Below are 21,732 nucleotides of genomic sequence, written 5' to 3' on the forward strand. Positions count from 1 at the left end.
GATGTCACTACAAAAGTCAGGCGTGCTTATTGCCACTGCGCTTTTACTCGCCAGTTGCGCCTCGAAAGCGCCGAAATCACTCGTCACACCGTTGCCGCCGGTGGCCAAACAACCACTCGCAACAACGCCTGCAAAAAATACACAACCCGTACGCGGTATCTGGCTGGCGACCGTGTCGCGTCTTGACTGGCCGCCGGTAAATTCGGTCAATATGAGTGCTGCGTTGCGCATTAGCCAGCAGCAAGAGGCGCTGAGAAACAAGCTGGATAAGCTAAAAAGCCTTGGCATCAATACCGTCTTTTTCCAGGTCAAACCCGACGGCACCGCGCTATGGCCGTCAAAGATTTTACCATGGTCAGATATGCTGACCGGCACGATTGGGCAGGATCCGGGTTACGATCCGCTGCAGTTTATTCTCGATGAAGCGCACAAGCGCGGCATGAAAGTGCACGCCTGGTTTAACCCCTACCGCGTTTCGGTTAATACCAAACCGTCGACCACCGCGGAACTCATCCGTACCTTATCCCTGCATCCGGCCAGCATTTTCGTGCTGCATCGTGACTGGATCCGCACGGCAGGCGACCGTTTTGTGCTCGATCCCGGCATTCCGGAAGTGCGCGACTGGATAACCAGCATCGTGGCAGAAGTGGTGGCACACTACCCGGTCGATGGCGTTCAGTTTGACGACTACTTCTACTCTGAAACCCCGAGTTCTGCGCTGAATGACAGCCAGACTTACCGGCAATATGGCCAGGCGTTCAGTTCAAAAGCAGACTGGCGGCGCAACAATACGCAGCAGTTGATTGAGCAGGTTTCACGCACCATCCGACAACTCAATCCCAATGTCGAATTCGGCGTGAGCCCGGCGGGAGTCTGGCGTAACCGCTCATTTGACGCCGCCGGTTCCGATACGCGTGGTGCCGCGGCGTATGACGAATCGTTCGCCGACACGCGCCGCTGGGTGCAACAAGGGTTACTGGATTACATTGCCCCGCAAATCTACTGGCCATTCGCGCGCGATGCGGCGCGTTACGATGTGCTGGCAAAATGGTGGGCGGATGTCGTGAAACCGACAAAAACACGCCTCTACATCGGCGTGGCGCTGTATAAGGTGGGGGAATATTCGAAGAATGAGCCCGACTGGACAGTCAACGGCGGCGTGCCTGAGCTGAAAAAACAGCTCGATTTAAACGAATCGCTGCCGCAGATTAACGGCACGATTTTGTTCCGCGAAAGTTATCTGGAACAGCCGCAAACTCAGCAGGCAGTGAATTATTTGAAGAGCCGCTGGGGTGGTTAAGCAGGAAGGAAAAATTTTTGATAGTTTCCCCGGGGGTTCTCGCACTCAGATTCTCCAATTAGCGTACCGTCGGGGAACACGCTGTAATTAAATGCTTGATATGCAATGCTCTCCATGAATCTCTGATAACTATCTATTCCGGCATAGTTGATGAAATCGTTTTTTTCACCCGCAAAATATTTCTCAATTGCCCGCATTAACTGCAAATCAATGCCCACAATGATTGCCAGCTCATATTTATTTTCATGTCTGTTTAATATAACAAACTCCCCCCCAAAAAACCGCTCAACTCTGAAAGAATATTGTTTAAAATCGCTTTCGCCACCGTTCATTAATTTATCAGCAAGCGCGAAAAGATTAGCGAACTTGAACCATGCTGCATAATTTCTAACTTTTACCCATTCGGCTGAAAGCTCAATTTCGTAACCTATATTTCTCCCTGGTGGATCGACATAAATGATAGCGCTGTTAACGGGCTGCTTTTCACCACGTAGGGCTGAATGCATCGCATAACCATTATTGATATTAGTTGTGGGGCTGTTCAGCCAGGGATCTACCTGCTTATCTAAAGCATGTTTTAACGACGATTTAATCTCAGAAGGGTCGTTAATCTGCAACGCGTAGGAGCTTTTAGATTCAAAAATAACTCTTTCTTTCTTACTGTTCTCAAATAAAAAATCCGCTATTTTCACTCTCTTCTTAGAATCAGGCAAAGCAGCGATATGAGCCCTCACCTTAACATCGGAAGCCAGATGTCCGACGAAAACGTAACCTAATCTGTTACTTAGCAGTAAAGATATACCTTGCCCTAGCCGACCTATTAGGCTTGTTAATGTCACATCATTGACAACTGTATCAATGTCATCAACGAGCCTCAGATTATCATTTTTTGCCAGTTTAATCAGTTCATGAGCAGACAAAATAAGTCCCAGGCTATGAAAGCTATAATTGCGTTGAATAAGGAAGTCTGTTTTTACTACCGCGTGAGCCAATTGCCATAGGGTAAATTCGAGTTGCGGATGCGGTATCGCAAAATCATCCCATTTCGCATGATGAGGTAATTTTTTTAATGTAATATTCTTCAAATCCCATTCAAAAACATCAACATTAATAACCTTTCTGCTGTCTTTGAAAAGATACGCGAATTCTTTAATATATCTAAGCATGTCTGTTATCCTTACCAGAAACATGTTTTCTAGAGAAAGTTCTCAATAATACTCATTATTCGAAAGCAAAAACAATCCTTACCTACTAAATTATTTCTATTCTTGGTTAACAGAGCGCTATTAAAAACCTCTAGTCACTATTTGTTTGTTCTGCGTCGTTATTCACTCTGCAACTAATTCATCATAAACACTGCGCAGCCTGCTGCGCAGATAGCGCACCGCTTTGTGCTTACGGGATAACAGCGCCTGCATACTGACGCCCGTCTCCTCCACCAGCACCTTATAACTCAAACCTTCAAGCTCGGTCTTTTCGAACACCTCGCGCTGGGCGGGTGGAAGCTCCGCCAGCGCGCTTTCAAGCTCTTGCCATAACAGTTCGCGCAGATACTCCTCTTCCGGCGTTTGCGGCACGCCAAACAGCGTTTCCGCCAGCTCATCTTCCGCAAAATCGCCTTCATCATCATCGCCGTTGAAAAAACCGGACAATGGCAGCTCACGTTTTTTACGCGCTCTGTCAGTCATTTCATTGCGCGCGGCGCGAAACAACCAGGCGGCAACATTTTCCACCGGGTGTTCCACATTCATCAGCTGGTAAGTCACTTCCTGCAAAATGTCGTCGGCGTCATCGCGCACTGCCGTGCGCCCACGAATAAACGCTTTCAGGCGTGAGCGACAGGCATTCAGCGCGTTAACCAGCAAAGACTCGCCGTCCATGGTTTTCACCGTGCTCACTCAGCGTCCGGTTTTTTGGCGCTGCTATCGTCAGGCTGATGGCGGTCATCTGCCCTTTCATCCCAGCGTCCACGCCAGCCGCAGCGATCGCGACGACCAAACCCTTCGCGGCGCTGCTGGATAAAAGCTTCACGCTGCTCCGGCGTCATTTGCATCCAGCGTTCATGCATACGCCGACGCGCCATACCAAACATTCCCCCGTGGAATCCCAGCCCGCCAAACAGAATGCGGCTCAGCACTAACAGCCCCAGCGCCTGCCAGAAACCAATGCTTTTCACGCCAAGAATGGCCGGTAGCAGCGCGTTCCACAACGACATCACTAGCAGCCCTAACGCGATGAATACCACCACGCCAATAATCAGCGGTTTGATCATGCGGTGCCGACCAAAGCCGTGACGGTGTCCGTGTCTGTGCTCATGCATATCAAAATCTCTCATCTTTTTTCTACTCCATCAGGTTAGTGAATAATTGCTTGTGATGAAGTAGACGGATGAGCGGTAAAAATATTGCCAGGGAAATGCAAATAAATTCCGCCGCAGCGCAATAAGCACGCAAACTATTGAAAAATAATAATTTATTTTATCTCAACCGCAAACCAATGGGGATCCTTGACGTCATGTTTCGGAAAGTACTCAGGTTAAGACGCGGCACCGGAAGCGGGCGGGATACAGGCAGCCTCAGAAGATCCTCAACATGAATACCGGCTGTTCGATATCCCCGATAAGTCCCTGACGCAACATGTCGACGAATATAATCCCGAAGTTCGGCCCTTTCGGCGTCAGCGTCATGGCGCGGGTTTGCAGGTTATTACAGTTCGCCCAGTTAATGATCGGCGGATTTGGGCGGCTGGTATTTTGCCCGACATAAAAACTCTGCCCCGGTTCAACTTTAATAAACCAGTCAAAGCTGCCGCCAGACGCGCGGGTCCAGCCGTCAACCGTACAGGTAATCGGCGATGACGAGCTATTTTTGAGGATTAACTGACCTGCAAACACGCCAGAGCTGGCAGAGAGAAATAATACGATGGCAAAGACACGCATCGTCATTCGTGAGATGACGCCCATACACACTCCTCTATTACTGCGGTAGAAAAACAAAAAAAGATGCGCAGGTATATTTACCCTGCGCACCAATATATTTCGTTAAAAAGAACAATTAATTTAAAACCTAACTGACGCGATATTCGATATATTCAGACCAGGCTGTTTCGCAAATAAAAACCTCCCGCGCGGGAGGCTTTGGTATTTTATTTTTTCTTGTAAACGTCAGCCGTTGCGTGAATTTTTTTCCTTGTTTGATCGGAGGTGACGACATACACATCGCCGCCCTTTTCATCTGCCAGTTTGCTCAGCGCATGGCGGGCATCCATGGGTGACATTTCGTCGGATGTGGCAATCTCGCCAACCTTTTCATATTGAGAAGAAACTTTATCAAATTCTGCTTTTTCCATTAATTTGGCGGCCCAGGCATTACTCGCCAGTAATGTTAACGCGCTAATAATCACTAAACTTTTTTTGTTCATCAGGCATTCTCCGGATTGATTTGAGATGGCTGTAAATAACAGAAAAGCACAGTCGATCATTTACTCTTTAACGGTAGACCAAGCCAACAATAATTCAATGTCATTAATTAATCGGTTATTTAATCAACATATTAAGCTGAATAAAAAGTGAAACGTGCATATGAAATGTCATATATAATGGCGCGCGTCTTACTTCAGGGTTTACACATTTCAGGAGTCTGGTGATGAAAGATTCACACCTCAACCTGCCGGCGGGCTACTTTGGCATCGTGCTTGGCATTATCGGGCTGGGCTTTTCCTGGCGTTTCGCCGCCACTATCTGGCCGGTCACGCTATTGCCTGCGGATGGCTTAATCATTCTGGCGATGGTCATCTGGGCGCTGTTGATGCTGGCATTTATTAGCCGAATGTTTCGCCACGGCGCGAGCGTGCTGGAAGAGATCTCCCATCCGCTGAAAAGCAGTTTTGTCAGCCTGGCACCGGCAACCTCGATGCTGGTCGCCATTGGCCTTGCGCCGTGGCTGCACACGCTGGCACTGGGGCTGTTTCTTATTGCAGTTGTGGCGCAGCTCACCTACTCCGCCTGGCAAACCGCCGGGTTATGGCGCGGTCAACACCCGAAAGAAGCAACGACACCGGGGCTTTATCTGCCCACGGTTGCCAATAATTTTATCAGCGCGATGGCCTGTGGCGCGTTTGGTTTTAACGATGTCGGGATGTTGTTTCTCGGCGCCGGGCTCTTCTCCTGGCTGAGTCTTGAGCCAGCTATTCTCAGCCGGATGCGCAACCTTGATGAAATGTCGCCCGCGGTGCGTACATCGCTTGGCATTCAGATGGCGCCTGCATTCGTGGCCTGTAGCGCCTGGCTGAGCGTCAACGGCGGGCAGGCCGATGTGTTCGCCAAACTGTTATTCGGTTATGGCCTGTTACAGATGTTGTTCATGATAAGACTGATCCCCTGGTACAGTTCGCAGCCGTTTAACCCGTCGTTCTGGAGCTTTTCATTCGGCGTGGCGTCGCTGGCAACCACCTCGATTCGTCTGGGACACGGCACGCCGGGTGGCGCACTGTACTGGATATCATTCCCGCTGTTTATCGCGGCTAACCTGGTGATCGCGCTGTTGATGGTGAAAACCTTCGCGCTGTTACTGCAGGGTAAATTACTGATCCGCACGGCGCACAGCTAACGCATCACAGGCGCTTTACGAGGGTGGTTTTGTTACAGCCACCCTCCCGCTCAACGCTCACGTTATCCACGCTAAGCAACATCAGCATTATCCCCCTGCCACTTTCCAGATCCTGCTCCTCGTCGCTGCCAATTTTGCGCCGTGCTTTGTTCAGGCTGTCTGGCGAAAGGGCGATACCATCATCTGTCAACTCGACCTGCACAGCATCGTTGTGGCAACTGAATGTCACAGAAAATTCGCGGTGGCTGTCTTCGTTTAACGCATGGCGAATAACATTGGTCGCCGCTTCGCAAACGGCAAGATCGAGCGCAAAGCGCCACGCATCATCAACGGGCAGCGCCGCCATGTTGCGCTGCAACCACTCCGCCAGCGGAGCTAATGCGCCCAACGTAGCCTCAAGGGTAATCGCCTCACGCATCATGTTTACCTGGCAAGCGCGGCGCAGGCGGCATCGCGGTCTTCGCAGATACGAAACACCCTGTCCATACGCGTCAGAGTGAACATATTGCGGATACCGGGCTTGAGGGCGCAAACCAGCATTTCACCTTTGCCATTCATCATTTTCAGTAACGACACCAGCGTGCCCAGACAGCTACTGTCGATAAAGTCGACGCGGCTAAAATCGATGATTAACGCTTTCTGCTCATTTGCCATTTCACGTGAGAGCATCTCCCTGAATGTCGCCGCCACCGACGCATCCAGACGTCTGACAACCGGCGTCATAATGATGGCCTGCGGCAACCGTTCGATCTCAATATTCATGCCCATCCCCTCCGCGCTCGATAATTAACAACGAAACATCATCCGTCATGGTTCTTTCACTCCCACCGTCATGATTACGCCAGCGCGTCAAATGCTCGCCGAATAACGGCAGCAGCGCCTCAATGGGCTTGCCGGTCTGCTGCTGTAACCAATGTTGTAAGCGTAATTCACCAAACTGCTCATCGCCTGGTCCTTCACACTCGGTAATGCCATCGCTGAACAGGCACAACCGCTCGCCGTTATGCAGACTAAATGCAGTGTCTTCCCACTGCATATCCGGCAGTAACCCGACCGGGGGCCCGCCATTACCCGTCTGGCGGACTTGCCCGTCAGGCGAGACGATAAACGGCGTGGGATGCCCGGCCTGGCACAACGTCCCGCTGCCATCTCGCAGGTTAATAACGCCATAAACCATTGTGAAATAGCTGACTATCTCCGTATCTTCACTGCAAAAACGCGCATTCAGCATCTGCACGACCTTCGCGGGTGACGCCACCTCGCCATGTTCATTAAACAGAAAACGTTCCACCACGCGGCCCTGCAGAAACTGCCGGGCAACCGCCAGCGACATCATCGCCGCACCAACGCCATGCCCGGCGACATCAACAAAATAAAACCCAAGATGGTCATCGAGCGGGAACACATTAAAGATATCGCCGGAGACCCAGGCAGAAGGCAGAAACAGCCAGTCAGCAAAATAGTGTTCATAGCGCAGTTGATGCGCGGGTAATACCGAACGCTGCAACCGCGCGGCCACCAGTAAATCCTGCTCTATCTGGTTTAATGCCTCGCTTAAACGTGTATTGTGCGCGGCAAGGCTTGCTTCCAGCGCCAGAATGCGCGCCCCGGCATGTAAACGCGCCTGAAGCTCGCTCTGGTTGACCGGCTTACTGAGAAAATCATCCACGCCTGCGTCAAAGCCTTCGGTAATGTCATCCGCGCTCTCGCGCGCCGTCAGCAAAATAAGATACACATAGTGACCATACTCAATGTTTCGAATGGCGCGGCACAGCGCCAGGCCATCCATCACCGGCATCTCCCAGTCGCTGATCACCATACTGACGGGCGTTCGCGCCATCATCGCCAGCGCCTCTTCACCGTTCTCCGCTTCACTTACCTGGTAGCCCCACTGTGAAAGCAGATTAACCAGCAAACGGCGATAAACCCGCGAATCATCGACAATCAGTACCCTTTTTTGCTCCATCCTCATGGCTCCTAAAGCGGTAACAACCAGATAAGGCTCACCGTGCCTTCCCGGAATCGTGCATTGCCATTTTTATGACCGGGAAAACGCGTACCGGCGTAGTTGCTGTACTGAATAGAGAGCGAGCCAGGCGCATAGGTGGCGTAGCCAAAGCTGTAGCTATAATCGCCGTTCCACGGCTGCTGCTGGCTGCTATCAGGGAACCAGAACGCAGTTGCGCGTACGAAAAAGTGCTGTTTAAGGGTGTAGCCGCAGCCGCCAAGCATGACGTTTTTATTGGCTTTCACGCTGTCGCTTTGCGCGTCGTAGTAGCGCGGCACCCAGCTATAACCGAGCTGGCAGGTCAGCGCATCGCCTTTATTAATTAAAAGCTTATTTTCAACAGGTTTTGGCAACGAGAACTTATACGCCAGCGTAAACGCCCCCTGCTCAAAATAGGTGTGCCGTTTACTGCCAGTTGTCCAGAAATGGTTATCGCCGTAGTTACTGTAAACCAGGCTAACGGTGTTCGGGTGCCAGTCGTCATAGCCGAAGCTGTAGCGAAAATCGGTGGTATAGCGGCTGGTATCCCTGACCGGCATGCGGGTGATGACGTTCGCGAACCAGAAACTGTAAGGGGAATATTGCAGGCTCAGATTGAGCGTCTGGTTTATTTTTTTGGTTTGCGAGGCCGATTCCGAATTGTTCGGTATCGTTACCCACTGCTGTTTCAGCCCTGAGTTAAAGCTCAACGCCGCAGAAAATTTATCTTTATTCCCGGCGAACAGACGCCCCCAGCGGCTGTTAATGCCCCCCGCCGGGATCTGCTCGGCGGCTCTCTCCTGCTGACCCGCGTCCTGGCTATGCTCGGCGGCATACGCTGGCGCAAGACTACCGCACAGGACGACCACCAGCCCTATTTTTTCCCGCATATCGTGTTCCCTCAATTGGGTATCCAGCGTCCGGCGACGTTATATTTTGCCATCAGCCATAACGCGCCCAGCGCCAGCGCATGGATCAGCGTGTTGGTCAGCCATGCCTGGCGCCATAAATCGAAGGTGACAAACTGGCTGACCACCAGCACTACGTACACATGCAAAATGAAGGTGTAGAGCGAGTGCTGCCCCAGCGGGATAAAAAACCAGCCCGTGGCACGGTAAACCGGCGTCCAGCAACGGGTCAGCACCAGATAAACGGTCACCATCAGGGCGATGTCATTGACCACCCGCACCGGGCCAAGCCCGTTTTTTGCCGCCCAGGTGTGGTAAAAGGCATTAAAATCGGCGGGCGGGATCACCTGCAACAATAACGCCGGTGGGATAAAGGGATTGGTATGGTTTTGCGCCACAAATCCCAGCACTATCGCCACCACCACCAGTGCCGCGACCACAGCTTTTCCCGCTGGCGTTTGCGCGAGCGAAAGCAGTTCCTCTTTGTACCAGCCGCAACACATGCCGAGCACAAAGATCAGTTGCCAGGCCATCAGCGGAAAGGCGAATTCAAACTCGGAGACCGTGACGCGCATCGGCCACACTTGCCAGCAACAATAAACCGCCAGCGAGAGCAGCAATAGCCAGACTACTTTTCCGTTACGCAGTAGTCCCAGAAATAATGGGCTTATTAACAGCAGGAAAATATATAATCCCAGAATCTGGGTTTGATGCGGACCAATTTGCAAATAGAGGATGATATTAAACCAGGTTTCACGAATTTGCGGGCTGGTCGGAAATAATGACCAATGCGTACCTGAGTAACGATCGGTAAAATGGGTAACTTCAAAGTTATTTATAAAATGCAGATGCGAGAGTAATAGAATAGAAACTATGATGATGATATTAACCTGATATATTTTCCATGCGCGTCGCCATAATCCCCAGGAAATCGTTAATAACACCGCTTTTTGCAGACGCACGCGATTGAGCATACCGAGCATAAATCCGGAAAGAATGACAAAGCCTTCCGCGCCGGTTGTCAGACCAAATCGCTCCCACGTAAAAATATTAAAAACCGACATCACTTCCGTATGCGCCACCACCATCATCACCAGCGCCACACCGCGCATCATATCAATACGTAGATCGCGACGGTCGGCTAATACATAACGCCACGTTGTTTTTTCACGGTTTTTCGCTATAGCGACAGGCGCAGACTGGCTTATTTCCATCTCGTAAACGTTGCCCTGAAAAGAGGTTGCGAAGTTAATATTTACATAGCGTAGTACACTCTGACCGGCAAAATGAATCCGCTTCGCCAGATTATAAAATATATCCTTAAACAGAAACTCCAGTTAATCAGACGTTACTTAAAGGCAATTGTAGTCATTCTTGAAAGTTACCGATGGGGTTCTACAATGACTTTAAAAGCATTTCCCACAGGCTATTAAAAGCAACTCAGATTTATCTTCACGACGCATATTATTCATTTGCGAATGATTAACAGATCAGGATATCTGCGACTATGGGTTTTTATTTTTCCAGATTTGAAGCGCGTCGCCCGCCAGAACCCCTTTGCACTCCCGGATGGGTAAAAAAGGCATGGCAAATATTGGCTGTGGCGGCGCTGATTCTGGGGGCAAATTATATTCGCTGGCGCTGGATGGAATCGCTGAATATGGATGCGCTGTGGTACGCCATTCCCCTTGTGCTGGCAGAGACGTTGGCATGGATTGGTACCGCGTTATTTACCATTAACCTGTGGCAGGAAAAGGATGTACCGGCGCAAAATCCACCGGCAGATATCAACGATTGTCATGGCGCAGAAGAAGCCATTGATTCCAGGCCAATCAAGGTGGATCTGTTTATTGCCACCTATTCCGAAGATGTCGAGCTGGTGCGCTTATCGATTCGCGACGCGCTTAACGTCACCTACCCTTGCCCGCTCGATTACCGCATTCATGTGCTGGATGACGGGCGGCGCGCTGAGATGAAAGCTGTCTGCGATGAAGAAGGCGTCAATTACATCACCCGGCAGAACAATATGGGCTACAAAGCCGGAAACCTGCGCAACGGACTGGAGCAGACCGACGGCGACTTTATTGTGATTTGCGATGCCGATACCCGCGTCTTTCCCACCTTGCTCAGCCATACGCTGGGCTATTTTCGCGATCCGGATGTCGCCTGGGTGCAAACCCCCCAATGGTTTTACGATCTGCCGGAAGGCGAACGGCTGCCGCGTTGGCTCGCACGCCGGACTGGCAAAGCCGGGTATGCGCTCGGCTGGACGCTGGAAAAAATTTGTGGCCCGGTCACCCTTGGCCGCGACCCGTTTTTCAACGATCCGCGCATGTTTTATGATGTCATTTTGCGCCGCCGCAACTGGGCAAATGCCGCGTTTTGCTGCGGTGCAGCGTCAATTCATCGCCGCGAAGCGGTGATGCAGGCGGCATTGCGCAGCTACGTGTGGAACGTCGATGCCGAAATCGACCGTCATACCCGTGATATTCGCGATCCGGCCATGCGTGCAGCGCTTCAGGAAGCGATGCGCCCGCATGTGATTTACGACACCGAACTGACGCCGTACAAATTCCACGTTTCGGAAGATATTTATACCTCCATTGTCCTGCATGGCGACGATGCACATCGCTGGCGTTCAGTCATGCATCCGCGTATCGAATCCAAAATGCTCTCACCGCAGGATATGCTGACCTGGATGATCCAGCGCTTTAAATATGCCGCTGGTTCGCTGGATATTCTGTTTCACGACAACATTTTTTCCCGCCGCCGCTTCAAGTTGTCGCTGCCTCAGACGCTGATGTACGCCACCACGTTCTGGTCTTATCTCGCCTGTATCTGGAATACCGTATTCCTGATTTCGCCCATTATTTATCTGTTTACCGGCATCCCCCCCGTCTCTGCATGGTCCACGCCGTTTTATCTGCATTTCTTACCGTTTTTTATTGTTTCGGAGCTGGCGTTCATGTTTGGGACATGGGGTATTTCCGCCTGGGATGGACGGGCATCCTATCTCTCTTTTTTCTCAATGAATTTACGCGCCCTCGATACTGTTCTGCGTGGGGAGCAGATCAAATTCCACGTCACGCCTAAAGAGCGCCAGGCCGGGCGGTTTCTCTACCTTGTGAAGCCGCAAATCGCCATTGTGGTGCTGACACTGCTTGGCCTGCTATGGGGCGGGATTCAGGTGGCACGCGGCCAGGTGGATGACCCTTCAGGTTACGTGATCAACATTTTCTGGGGTGCGGTGAATATTGCCGCCATGCTGCCGCTGATCCTCGCGGCGATGTGGACGCCGCCCGATGAGGAGCCAACGCCATGAGAATGCGCGATGCGCTGCTGAACGCCCGCAGTTATATCACCATCCTGCTCGGTTTCCTGTTGGGCTTTGCCATCGTCGTTTGGGTGGAACGCCAGATGCCTACCCGCGTAGAGAGCACGTCAGGTCTGGCGCTGAGCAAAGCGTTTCCGCCGTTGCCCACCACGCGCGACTTAACCTTTAACGAAGCGATCTGGGCGCGGGTCGCCTGGCAATATTATGTCAATAACACCCAACCAAACGGCCTGGCTAACGCCCGCGACGCCGAACCGTGGTTCAGCTTATGGAGCACCGGCAGCTATCTCTTCGCTGCCATGGCCGCACAGCGTCTGGACATTATCACCACCGGAGAGTTTGACGAGCGCATCACTGCCGCGCTGTTCAGCCTCGGTCAGTTACCCCTTAATGCGCAGGGAATACCCGCCAGTTATTACCACGCCGATACACTGAAAATCCTCGGCAAGGCGGAGAGTTCCGCCATCGGCATGGGACGCTTGCTGACGGCGCTGCAAACCCTGCTTTGGCACTACCCGCAGCACGCGGCGGAAATCCGCGATCTGTTTAATCAGTGGCAGACTGGCGCGCTGATTGAACGCGGCGAAACCACCCGCGCCTCACTGCCGGTACATCACTGGACACTGGCGACAGATGAACCGCGTAACAGCTTTGGTTACCGCCTGTACGCCAGCCACACGCTGCGTCTTATTGACAACGATGCGGGGTTAGCCGTCACCAATCCGCCGGAAGGCCAGGCGATGATTGATATCGACGGCGTTATGGTGCCCGACGAAGGGCTGCGCACACCGTGGGGACGCCAGCCGTCGCTGGTGAGCCTGCCCTATTTACTCACCGGACTGGAGACCGGTTTTGACGCGCAAAGCGCGGAGATCGCCTGGCGCATTATGCAAATTCAGCAGCGCCGCCACAGCTTGCAGGTTCGTAAACCACCCATCAGCACCGATTATGCCGAGCCCGCGCCCGAATATGTAACCGAGCAGCCAAACCGCCAGCCGGACAACCAGACCAGCGTCAGCAACGCCCCGCCAGAGCAGCGCGCTATCACCTCCACCCGCTCGGCGTTTGCGTGGTACGCCCTGTTTCGTAACACCTGGAGTGAAGCCCTGCGCGAACAGGTATTGACGTTGCAGGTTCCGGGTAAAGGCTGGCAGCAGGGGCTTAACCTCAACGCCAGTGTGAATAACGTTATTGACGCCGACACCAACGCCATCGTGCTTGAAAGCCTTTCGTTTATCGCGCACGGCCAGATGCTGTGCCTGAGCTGTATGAACACCACCGCCCGTCCAACCCCAGCAGCAGGAGCCACGCCATGAAGTTGATTTGTTTGACGCTTTTTCGCCGGTGGGCTGGCATTGTGGCTCTCGGGCTGGTAATGACCAGCGCCCAGGCCGCGCCGGGGTTGCCCGCGTCCGACTATCCGGTGCGCAGCGGCACGTTGACGGCACAGGAGATGAAGATTGCGAAAAACGCCTGGCAATACTTTGTCGCAAACTATCAGCCCACCACCGGGTTGGTGAACGCGGTTAATAAATACCCCTCCACCACCATGTGGGACAGCGCCTCCTATCTGGCCGCGCTGACGGCGGCGCGTGAACTGGGCATTATTGATAAAGCCGAGTTTGACCGGCGGTTAATCAAATTCCTCGCCACCCTCAATACCATCCAGTTGTTTCGCAATGAGCTGCCCAACAAGGTCTACAACACCATCAACGCGCAGAAAGTGGACTACCTGAACAAACCCGGCGAGATTGGCTTCTCCGCGCTGGATATTGGCCGCATGCTGCTGTGGATGAAAATTATCAAAGAACGTTATCCGGAGTATGGCAACAGTATTGATAACGTCGTTCTGCGCTGGGATTTCAGCCATGTGGTCGACGGTTGCGGCACGCTGTATGGCGCGTATCTGGAGAACGGCCAGCCGAAATATGTTCAGGAGGGACGCCTGGGGTATGAAGAGTACGCCTCGGCGGGTTACCAGCTTTGGGGTTTTAATACCTGCCAGGCCAGCCGCCCGCAACCGTACGATCTGGCGGAGATCTACTGCGTGCTGGTGCCGTATGACTCGCGCGACTCGCGCCGAACCTTTCAGCATAACTACGTGGTGACAGAATCTTATCTGCTGTATGGCCTGGAGATGGGCTTTGATACCGCCGACGATCGCAGTAACACCAAAAACCACTATTCACATCCGTGGATGAAAAACTTCGCTGATCGCGTGTATCAAGCGCAGGAGAACCGCTACACCATTACCGGCATGCTGACAGCCCGCTCCGAGCATCAACTGGATAAAGCGCCTTACTTTGTTTACGACACGGTGTTCAGTGACGGCTTCAACTGGAACACCATTACCGACAAAGGCCAGTACGTGCCGGAAACCGCCGCCGTATCGCTAAAAGCCGCGCTGGGCATGTGGGTGCTGTGGAATTCGCCCTACACCGATCGGTTATTAAGCGTTATCGAAAACGCCAACGAAGAGGGCAAAGGCTACTACGAAGGGCTGTATGAGAACGGCAGCGGGCCGATTAAAGAGTTCACCGCCAACAACAACGGCATCATGCTTGAAGCCCTGATGTTTAAAAAGAGCGGCAAGCTGCTGCGCTTTAATACCGACAATCCGAAAGACAAGAATTTCGCCCCCTCGCTGTGGGAGAAAAAACTGGTCGATCTGTTTGAGGAAAACAATACCCGGCGCAACCGCCCGTTCCTGAACCCGACGTCCGCCGTGAAAAGCTGGTGTGAGCGGACCGGCACGGCCCTGCGCACAAAATCCAGTTGTCAGGCATGCCAGTGCGCGTCCTGTAATGCGGACGAGCCGGTGAAATTACCCCCGGTGGCGGCGTCATGCTTAAAACAGTGAGCCGCAAAGCCCTGGCCGCGCTGCTCGGTTTCTTGCTGGTTGCGCTGGCGTTGCTCGCCCTTGTTAAAGATGGCGGCGCAGGCTGGCGCTGGCTGAGCAAAGGCGGCTGGAACACCAGCGCCCGAATCAGTGCCCTGACCCCGGAGGAGCGCCAGTGGGCGCAAACAGCGTGGCGCTACTTCGTTAACAATACCCAGCCGCAAACCGGGCTGGTCAACGGCAGCGATAAACAGCCCCGCGCCACGCTCTGGCAGATGGGCGACACGCTAATTGCCCTGCTGGCCGCCAGAGAACTGGGGCTTTTGAAAGAAGATGAGTTCGATCATCGGCTGACGCAACTGCTCGGCACGCTGAACCGCCTCGCGCTGACCGATACCCGCACACCGGGCCGCCTCTACGCCACGCCAAACGCCTCGCTGGTGGATTTTAGCGGTCAGACGCAGCGAAACGGCTGGTCGGCGCGGGATATGGCGCGCCTGATGCTGGCCTTACGCCTCGTCAGCGAATGGGCGCCGCAATACCAGGAGTATCTGGATAAAATCGTTCTGCGCTGGAACTTCTGCCCGGTTATCGATCCCCACGGCGAACTCTGGTCCTCCTCCATTGAGAATGGCAAACCGGTGATCCGCGAGGAGCTGCGGCTCGGCGAAAGCGAATACGCGGCCACCGCCTTTCGTTTATGGGGTTTTGCGCCAGACCAGGCTTTCGTGCCGCCCGCACGCAACGTGATCATCCACCAGCGGGCGCTGGAAGTGGATGCCCGCGACCCGCGCACCACCTGGCAACCCTCGCTCATCTCCACACTGCCTTACATGCTGCCAGGGCTGGAGTTCGGCTGGCAACCGCCGGGCGTAGAGCGCGCCACCCGCAAGGCGTTACGTGAGCGGGCCAAACAGGTGTGGCTCACCCAACAAACGCGGTGGGAAAAAGAGAAAGTGCTTACCGCCAGGGCCGACTTCGCGCTTGGCCAGGCTCCGTGGCATGTTGACGACACGGTGTGGGGCAATGGTTACGCCTGGAACACACTGGGTGCCGACGGGAAATACTATCCGCGTCTGGCGCAGGTTTCCACCAAAGCGGTTTTCGCCCTTTGGGTGCTGTGGGACACCCCCTTTACCGATGCGCTAATGAATGTCAGCCGGCGGATGAACGATGCACAGCGCGGCTGGTTTGAAGGCCGGGTAGAAGCCACAGGCGACTTTAACCGAACGATCACCTTGTCGACTAACGCCATGGTGCTGGAAAGCTTGTTTTATAAGGCACACGGCGGCCCACTATTCCGCAATGGATTAATCGATAACGGCAGCTATTTCAACCTGCAGGCGACTGATGTTTTCAGCGCGCCGGGACTCTGCTTACCCGGCGAGCGCCGGGTGGAGATGAAAAAATGAAATTTTACCGCGATCTTTTTGAAGCCAGTCTGGGCCGCGTGTTCCCGCAGGATGACAAAAAGCCCTTTTTCAATGCTTTTTATGACGCCTTTGTGCGCATGTCACCGGAAACCGAACGCCACTTTTTGCTCGGTAACGCCGAGCAAGGCCGCCAGCTTATATTTAAGAGCTTTTTTGCCATGCTGGCGGTGGATGGCTCCCTCTTCGTGCCCGATTTTCTGGAAAAACTTGCCCGCGACCAGAGCGACAGCGGCTTGCACCTGCCGCCCCGCTTTTTCGCCCTCTGGCGGCAAGCCATGCTTGATACCGTGCGCCAGCGCGATCCCCTGTGCGATGAAGAGATCCTTACCGCCTGGGCTATGGCGATAGCGCCTGGACTGGAATATCTTCGCCGTCAGGCGGAGCTGCACTACCAGGCGGGAGCGCAATCATGACCGCCGCCTCGCGCTTCGACCTCAACGCGCTACCGATTGCGGTGATGTTGTATGACGCGCAAGAACGGCTGGTGGCGTGGAATGACAAAATCGGCCAGTTTTACCCGTCGCTGGCCACCCGCCTGCAACCCGGTGTCACGCTGGAAGCGTTAGCCAGCCAGTTTATCGATACCGCCTTCAATACCGATCCTGCCCGGCGACAGGCGCTAAAAGAGTCGGTAATCCGCAACTGTCGGCTGGAAAGTCACTACGAGGTACGTCATCAAGGAGAACGACGCCTGTTTGTTCAACATCAGCGTTTACCCGATGGCGGCATCATCAGCCTGCATACGGACATTTCACACCTCGATATGGCGCAGCGCGCACGCCAGGATCTGCACGCTGACTTTTTGCTGGCCGCGGAGTCGATTCATATCGGGATCTGGGACTGGCAAGTCTCGCCGGATATCCTCCAGCTCAGCGATACGCTGTTAAGCCTGGTGGGGCAACCGCGCGACAGTTGGCACCATAATGTCAACGCCATGCTTGGGCTGGTGCATCCGGCGGATCGCTTTCACCTGATCCGCACCGTGCTGCGCTCCCGCGCGCACCATTTTCCGGTGTTTGAATGCGAAATCCGTGTCCGTTATAAGCAGGATCAGTGGCGCTGGATGCTGCTCTCCGGCCAGGTTACCACCCTGAATTTGAGCGGCGCAATGGAGCGCGTGATTGGCACATTGCAGGATATCAACCGCCGCAAAGAAGCAGAGCTGCTCGCCATTGAAGCGGCCCATGTCGCCAGACAAGCGAACGAAGCCAAAAGCGCGTTTCTCGCCAATATGAGCCATGAAATCCGCACGCCAATGAACGGTATTCTCGGCATGACGCAACTGTGCCTTGAAACCCCGCTGAGCGCCGAACAGCGCGAATACCTGACGCTGGTGATGAGCTCGGCGCAATCTTTATTGCATATTATCAATGACATTCTCGACTTCTCGAAAATCGAAGCCGGGAAGATCCTGATTCATGACGAGGCGCTGGAGATACGCCCGTTTATCCAGTCGCTGATCCGCCCGCATATGCCTGCCGCCAGCGAAAAAGGGGTGGAACTGCTGGTCGATATTGACCCGCGTTTGCCAGAGGTGGTGCGAGGCGATAGCGTGCGACTGCGCCAGATCCTGACCAATCTCATCAGCAACGCGCTGAAATTTACCCACCACGGTGAGGTATTGCTCGGAATTGAACCCGCCGGCAACGGCTCCCAGTGGCGGTTTCGGGTGCGCGATAGCGGCATTGGTATCCCCCCGGATAAACAGCAACTGATTTTCGAAGCGTTCAGCCAGGCGGACAGCTCCACCACACGCCGCTATGGCGGCACCGGGCTGGGGCTGACCATCTCCGCGCGGCTGGTGGCGATGATGGGGGGAAATTTAACGGTGACCAGTACGCCGGGCGTTGGGAGTGAGTTCGCCTTCACCCTGCCGCTGGCAAACTTGCCCGTGAGCGAAATGACAACGACAGAAGCGCACCAGTTTCACGGTGAACGGGTGCTGGTCGTCGATGATAACGCCACCAACTTACGCTTGCTGGAGGCCAAACTGACCGCCATGGGGCTGACGCCGGTCTGTATCAACAAACCGCTGGAAGCGCTGGCGCTGGCGGCGCAAATGCCGCCGTTTCCGCTGATCCTGCTGGATGCGCAAATGCCGGATATGGACGGCATCTCACTGGCGCTGGAACTCTCGGTGCTACCGGAAGCCAGCCAGAGCCGCATTATTATGCTCAGTTCCATGAATCGTCATTTCGACAGGAATATGCTCAAGCGCATTGGCATTGCGCACTATCTGCATAAACCGGTCGATCACAGCGAGTTGCAACAGGCCATCGCCTCCCTGTTGTTGCCGGTCAGCGTACCCACGCCCGCGCCCACGGTCAGCCCGGCTGCAGAACCCGCCGCTGCGCCGCCAACACTGCAGCAGAGCCTGCATGTTCTGCTGGCAGAAGATAACCTCGTCAACCAAAAGCTGGCCTACCGGCTGCTTGAGCAACTTGGGCATCGCTGCGAAATCGTCGCCGATGGCCAGGCCGCGCTTGAGCACTGGCAGGCCAGCCGTTGGGATGTGATTCTGATGGATCTGCAAATGCCGGGCATGGACGGTGAAACGGCTATTCGTCTGCTGCGAGAAGAAGAAGCCCGGCGCGGTGTGCCGCCACAGCGGGTGATCGCCATGACCGCCCATGCCATGCAGGGCGACAAAGCACGCTGCTTCGAACTGGGTTTTGATGGTTATATCGCCAAACCCGTCACGCGTGAAGCATTGAATGCGGAACTGACCCGCGTAGTGGGAACTCCCTCGCCCCACGCCGCAGCGCAAATGGCAGCGGGAATGCCCAACGAAAGCGCCCTGCTTGAACAACTGGGCGGCGACAGGGCGCTACTGAACGAACTTATGACCATTTTCAGGGAAGGCCTGATGGAGCTCAGCGACGCCATTGAACAGGCGGTACGCTCCGGCGATCGTGAAACCGTGCGCCGCAGTGCCCATAAGTTGCGCGGAGAAGCCATCGCGCTTGATTTCCGGAGCCTGAGCCAGGTTCTCCAACAACTGGAAAGCCAGTCGCAAAGCCTTAGCGACGCGGAACTGGCGCGCCTGCTTGCGCCACTGCAACATGAGCGCCAGCACGCGCTCAACTGGTTACAAACGCGGGAGGCCTCATCATGAAACGTTACACCGTCACGTGCTTATTGTTTTTGTCAGCCTTCACCCAGGCGCATCCGACGCCGGTGAGCTGGTCGCTGGCGGGGCAATGGCGTGTGCATGATGCCAATCAGGCTGAATTTGACGGCATTCGCGCACCTGTCGGCGACTGGCGAAAATTAACGGTTCCGGCCAACTGGTATTCAGCCGGGTACGATCACCAGGGGGCAATGTGGTATCGACACGACTTCACCCTGCCCGCTCTTGCCCCGGATACGCTGGCAACACTGGTGTTTGACGGAGTGGATTACTATGCCGATGTCTCGCTCAACGGCCAGCACCTGGCGCGGCACGAAGGGTACTTCCAGCGTTTTGCCGTCGATATTACCGACACAGTACGTCGCCATAATCGCCTGGCGGTGCGCGTCGACAGCCCATATGAAGATCCGAAAACGCTCTGGCCGCTGCACAAAAAGCTGATCAAAGGCGTGCTAAATCAGCACGACACCCGCCCCGGTGGCGCCTGGTCACCGCACGGTCAGGATGCCAACTCTGGCGGCATCTGGTCGCCGGTGCGTCTGCACCTGAGCCGGGGCGCCGTGATCGACGAGATTATTCTGCGCCCGGACTGGCAAAACGGCCTGGCGAACCCTGCCTTACGCGCAGAGATCCGCTACCGGTCGCGCAACCGCGGGCCCGCAACGCTGAAGCTGCTTGCCGAACCCGCGAATTTCAACGGTCGTGCATTCCGCCTTGAACAGGCTGTGACCCTGAATGCCACCGGCGGGGAAACCGCAACGATGACGGTGACGCTGCCCATGGCAGGCGCAAAGCTCTGGTGGCCCGCCAGTCTGGGTAAACCGAATCTCTACCAGGTGCGCGTCACCCTCGCGGACGATCGCGGCGTAATGGATAGCGCTAAAAGCCGAACCGGGCTGCGTAAGGTAGAAGAACAAGCGGATAACCGTGGCTGGCTTATTAATGAAAAGCGCCTGTTTATCAAAGGAACCAACTACATCGGTTCGCCGTGGTTGAGCACCATGGACGCGGAGAAATATCGGCGCGATCTGCGCATGGTGCTGGCAATGAACGCCAACGCTATTCGCGTGCATGGTCATGTAGCCAACCGCCCGCTTTACCAGGTTGCCGACGAACTGGGGCTGATGCTCTGGCAGGATGTGCCGCTGCAATGGGGATATGACGACAGCGCGGCCTTTGCCGATAACGCCGCGCGACAAACCCGCGAGATGGTCGCGCAGTTTGGCAATTCGCCGTCCATCATCGTCTGGGGCGGGCATAACGAACCGCCGTGGAACTCCCCCTGGATGGAAAAACGCTTTCCCGACTGGCATAAAGATCTGAACCAAACGCTGACCGCGCGCGTGGCAGACACGCTGGCCGAAGATAATTCGCGGATCGTACATCCTTTTTCCGCCGTCGAAGAGCACTACTGGCAAGGCTGGTATTTCGGCGTGATGCGCGATCTGCTCGCCCCGGCGAAAACCGGCATTATCACCGAGTTTGGCGCGCAGGCGCTGCCGCGCCTTGCCACACTGAAAACCATTATTCCCGCTTCTCTACTGTGGCCTGCAACCACGGCGGCGGACGATCCTGGCTGGGTGAAGTGGAAATACCATAACTTCCAGCCGTTTCAGACCTTTAAATTTGCCAATATCCCGCGCGGCGAGGATTTGCAAACGTTTATTGAAAATACCCAGCAATACCAGGCGCAGCTTGTCGCGATGGCGGCGGAAAGCTATCGTCGTCAACGCTATCAGCCTGTGACTGCCCTGTTCCAGTTCATGTTTGTCGAAACCTGGCCGTCGATAAACTGGGGCGTGGTGGATTATTTACGCCATCCGAAAGCCGGGTATTACGCACTGCAAAAAGCCTATCAGCCGTTGTTACCCTCCATTGAACCGGTCAGCGCGCAGTGGCAGCGCGGAAAACCCGCAACGCTACGTCTGTGGGCGGTAAATGATACCTATACCCCCTGCGAAGATTGCACGCTGAAATGGCAAGTGACACAGCGCGACCGCCCGCTTTTGACCGGGCAAAAACAGCAGACGCTGGCGGTGGATAGCGGCGTGAAAATCGCCGATCTGACGGTGACGCCTGACAGTACCGGCGTGCTGACGGTGACTTATCACATCTTCGATGCAACAGGAAAAAAAGTGGCGGAAAACGCCTGGCAAACGGAGGTCGGTGAGGCCACAAACTGACCTATATAACG

19 protein-coding genes are annotated in these 21,732 nt (G+C 54.5%); 9 read left to right on the forward strand and 10 right to left on the reverse strand.

Annotated features, from left to right (window positions below; translation table 11 throughout):
- The first annotated feature begins 1 nt into the window (after window position 1).
- A complete protein-coding gene (locus DFO56_RS05395; RefSeq protein WP_045508438.1) occupies window positions 2–1,300 on the forward strand; it encodes a glycoside hydrolase family 10 protein in 1,299 nt (432 codons plus the stop codon).
- Here the strand turns inward: DFO56_RS05395 and DFO56_RS05400 are convergent.
- The 5 genes from DFO56_RS05400 to yahO all read right to left on the reverse strand — a co-directional run bounded on the left by DFO56_RS05400 (window position 1,297) and on the right by yahO (window position 4,720).
- Entirely contained in the window at window positions 1,297–2,466 is a 1,170-nt protein-coding gene (locus DFO56_RS05400; protein WP_045508440.1) for a hypothetical protein, read from the reverse strand. The genes DFO56_RS05395 and DFO56_RS05400 overlap by 4 nt on opposite strands.
- Before the next feature lie 162 nt (window positions 2,467–2,628).
- Window positions 2,629–3,180: an RNA polymerase sigma factor gene (locus DFO56_RS05405; RefSeq protein WP_045508634.1), complete on the reverse strand. Its 552-nt coding sequence runs from the start codon at window positions 3,178–3,180 to the stop codon at window positions 2,629–2,631.
- A gap of 14 nt (window positions 3,181–3,194) precedes the next feature.
- Window positions 3,195–3,635: a hypothetical protein gene (locus tag DFO56_RS05410; protein ID WP_045508441.1), complete on the reverse strand. Its 441-nt coding sequence runs from the start codon at window positions 3,633–3,635 to the stop codon at window positions 3,195–3,197.
- Window positions 3,636–3,875: 240 nt separating this feature from the next.
- Window positions 3,876–4,262: a hypothetical protein gene (locus tag DFO56_RS05415; protein WP_045508443.1), complete on the reverse strand. Its 387-nt coding sequence runs from the start codon at window positions 4,260–4,262 to the stop codon at window positions 3,876–3,878.
- 182 nt (window positions 4,263–4,444) lie between these two features.
- Window positions 4,445–4,720 (reverse strand): DUF1471 family periplasmic protein YahO, encoded by a 276-nt coding sequence (gene yahO, locus DFO56_RS05420; protein WP_017456766.1) that lies wholly within the window; start codon window positions 4,718–4,720, stop codon window positions 4,445–4,447.
- A gap of 224 nt (window positions 4,721–4,944) precedes the next feature.
- Here yahO and tehA point away from each other — a divergent pair, with 224 nt between their 5' ends.
- Complete coding sequence (gene tehA / locus DFO56_RS05425) at window positions 4,945–5,907, forward strand: dicarboxylate transporter/tellurite-resistance protein TehA (protein ID WP_045508445.1); 963 nt, start codon at window positions 4,945–4,947, stop codon at window positions 5,905–5,907.
- A 4-nt stretch (window positions 5,908–5,911) separates the two neighbouring features.
- On the opposite strand, the gene DFO56_RS05430 is transcribed toward tehA, so the two are convergent.
- The 5 genes from DFO56_RS05430 to opgC are packed head-to-tail and all read right to left on the reverse strand — an operon-like array spanning window position 5,912 to window position 10,016.
- On the reverse strand, window positions 5,912–6,328 hold the full coding sequence (locus DFO56_RS05430; protein ID WP_233500376.1) for an ATP-binding protein: 417 nt from the start codon (window positions 6,326–6,328) through the stop codon (window positions 5,912–5,914).
- A 2-nt stretch (window positions 6,329–6,330) separates the two neighbouring features.
- Window positions 6,331–6,669 carry an STAS domain-containing protein gene (locus tag DFO56_RS05435; protein WP_016496105.1) on the reverse strand — a complete coding sequence of 113 codons (339 nt, stop codon included), beginning with the start codon at window positions 6,667–6,669 and terminating at the stop codon, window positions 6,331–6,333.
- Window positions 6,659–7,873 carry a PP2C family protein-serine/threonine phosphatase gene (locus DFO56_RS05440; protein WP_045508449.1) on the reverse strand — a complete coding sequence of 405 codons (1,215 nt, stop codon included), beginning with the start codon at window positions 7,871–7,873 and terminating at the stop codon, window positions 6,659–6,661. Before DFO56_RS05440 ends, DFO56_RS05435 begins: the two co-directional genes overlap by 11 nt.
- 11 nt (window positions 7,874–7,884) lie before the next feature.
- A complete protein-coding gene (locus tag DFO56_RS05445) occupies window positions 7,885–8,784 on the reverse strand; it encodes a hypothetical protein (RefSeq protein WP_045508452.1) in 900 nt (299 codons plus the stop codon).
- Between the two features lie 11 nt (window positions 8,785–8,795).
- Window positions 8,796–10,016, reverse strand: a complete 1,221-nt coding sequence (gene opgC, locus DFO56_RS05450; protein ID WP_045508454.1) for an OpgC domain-containing protein — start codon at window positions 10,014–10,016, stop codon at window positions 8,796–8,798.
- A gap of 293 nt (window positions 10,017–10,309) precedes the next feature.
- Between opgC and DFO56_RS05455 the strand changes: the two genes are divergently transcribed.
- The 7 genes from DFO56_RS05455 to DFO56_RS05485 are packed head-to-tail and all read left to right on the forward strand — an operon-like array spanning window position 10,310 to window position 21,721.
- Window positions 10,310–12,124 carry a glycosyltransferase gene (locus DFO56_RS05455; protein ID WP_045508456.1) on the forward strand — a complete coding sequence of 605 codons (1,815 nt, stop codon included), beginning with the start codon at window positions 10,310–10,312 and terminating at the stop codon, window positions 12,122–12,124.
- The gene (locus DFO56_RS05460) at window positions 12,121–13,452 is read left to right on the forward strand and encodes a DUF3131 domain-containing protein (protein ID WP_045508458.1); all 1,332 of its coding nucleotides are present in this window, start codon (window positions 12,121–12,123) and stop codon (window positions 13,450–13,452) included. The genes DFO56_RS05455 and DFO56_RS05460 overlap by 4 nt, the downstream gene beginning before the upstream one ends.
- Window positions 13,449–14,996 carry a DUF3131 domain-containing protein gene (locus tag DFO56_RS05465; protein WP_045508460.1) on the forward strand — a complete coding sequence of 516 codons (1,548 nt, stop codon included), beginning with the start codon at window positions 13,449–13,451 and terminating at the stop codon, window positions 14,994–14,996. The genes DFO56_RS05460 and DFO56_RS05465 overlap by 4 nt, the downstream gene beginning before the upstream one ends.
- Window positions 14,981–16,387, forward strand: coding sequence for a DUF3131 domain-containing protein (locus tag DFO56_RS05470; RefSeq protein ID WP_045508463.1), 1,407 nt, complete (start codon window positions 14,981–14,983; stop codon window positions 16,385–16,387). The genes DFO56_RS05465 and DFO56_RS05470 overlap by 16 nt, the downstream gene beginning before the upstream one ends.
- Window positions 16,384–16,821, forward strand: a complete 438-nt coding sequence (locus DFO56_RS05475) for a globin (RefSeq protein ID WP_016496113.1) — start codon at window positions 16,384–16,386, stop codon at window positions 16,819–16,821. The genes DFO56_RS05470 and DFO56_RS05475 overlap by 4 nt, the downstream gene beginning before the upstream one ends.
- On the forward strand, window positions 16,818–19,523 hold the full coding sequence (locus tag DFO56_RS05480; protein ID WP_045508465.1) for a response regulator: 2,706 nt from the start codon (window positions 16,818–16,820) through the stop codon (window positions 19,521–19,523). The genes DFO56_RS05475 and DFO56_RS05480 overlap by 4 nt, the downstream gene beginning before the upstream one ends.
- Window positions 19,520–21,721 carry a glycoside hydrolase family 2 protein gene (locus DFO56_RS05485; protein WP_114413836.1) on the forward strand — a complete coding sequence of 734 codons (2,202 nt, stop codon included), beginning with the start codon at window positions 19,520–19,522 and terminating at the stop codon, window positions 21,719–21,721. The genes DFO56_RS05480 and DFO56_RS05485 overlap by 4 nt, the downstream gene beginning before the upstream one ends.
- Window positions 21,722–21,732 lie beyond the last annotated feature (11 nt).

Origin of the sequence: Kosakonia sp. AG348 (genome assembly GCF_003337365.1) — a bacterium.
GTDB lineage: Bacteria > Pseudomonadota > Gammaproteobacteria > Enterobacterales > Enterobacteriaceae > Kosakonia.

Coding starts and splice junctions, on each gene's coding strand:
- DFO56_RS05415 (WP_045508443.1), bottom strand. CDS start 4,262: ATGGGCGTCATCTCACGAATGACGATGCGTGTCTTTGCCATCGTATTA.
- yahO (WP_017456766.1), bottom strand. CDS start 4,720: ATGAACAAAAAAAGTTTAGTGATTATTAGCGCGTTAACATTACTGGCG.
- DFO56_RS05460 (WP_045508458.1), top strand. CDS start 12,121: ATGAGAATGCGCGATGCGCTGCTGAACGCCCGCAGTTATATCACCATC.
- DFO56_RS05395 (WP_045508438.1), top strand. CDS start 2: ATGTCACTACAAAAGTCAGGCGTGCTTATTGCCACTGCGCTTTTACTC.
- DFO56_RS05410 (WP_045508441.1), bottom strand. CDS start 3,635: ATGAGAGATTTTGATATGCATGAGCACAGACACGGACACCGTCACGGC.
- DFO56_RS05435 (WP_016496105.1), bottom strand. CDS start 6,669: ATGAATATTGAGATCGAACGGTTGCCGCAGGCCATCATTATGACGCCG.
- DFO56_RS05470 (WP_045508463.1), top strand. CDS start 14,981: ATGCTTAAAACAGTGAGCCGCAAAGCCCTGGCCGCGCTGCTCGGTTTC.
- opgC (WP_045508454.1), bottom strand. CDS start 10,016: ATGGAAATAAGCCAGTCTGCGCCTGTCGCTATAGCGAAAAACCGTGAA.
- DFO56_RS05485 (WP_114413836.1), top strand. CDS start 19,520: ATGAAACGTTACACCGTCACGTGCTTATTGTTTTTGTCAGCCTTCACC.
- DFO56_RS05475 (WP_016496113.1), top strand. CDS start 16,384: ATGAAATTTTACCGCGATCTTTTTGAAGCCAGTCTGGGCCGCGTGTTC.
- DFO56_RS05455 (WP_045508456.1), top strand. CDS start 10,310: ATGGGTTTTTATTTTTCCAGATTTGAAGCGCGTCGCCCGCCAGAACCC.
- DFO56_RS05465 (WP_045508460.1), top strand. CDS start 13,449: ATGAAGTTGATTTGTTTGACGCTTTTTCGCCGGTGGGCTGGCATTGTG.
- DFO56_RS05430 (WP_233500376.1), bottom strand. CDS start 6,328: ATGATGCGTGAGGCGATTACCCTTGAGGCTACGTTGGGCGCATTAGCT.
- DFO56_RS05440 (WP_045508449.1), bottom strand. CDS start 7,873: ATGGAGCAAAAAAGGGTACTGATTGTCGATGATTCGCGGGTTTATCGC.
- DFO56_RS05400 (WP_045508440.1), bottom strand. CDS start 2,466: ATGCTTAGATATATTAAAGAATTCGCGTATCTTTTCAAAGACAGCAGA.
- DFO56_RS05480 (WP_045508465.1), top strand. CDS start 16,818: ATGACCGCCGCCTCGCGCTTCGACCTCAACGCGCTACCGATTGCGGTG.
- DFO56_RS05445 (WP_045508452.1), bottom strand. CDS start 8,784: ATGCGGGAAAAAATAGGGCTGGTGGTCGTCCTGTGCGGTAGTCTTGCG.
- DFO56_RS05405 (WP_045508634.1), bottom strand. CDS start 3,180: ATGGACGGCGAGTCTTTGCTGGTTAACGCGCTGAATGCCTGTCGCTCA.
- tehA (WP_045508445.1), top strand. CDS start 4,945: ATGAAAGATTCACACCTCAACCTGCCGGCGGGCTACTTTGGCATCGTG.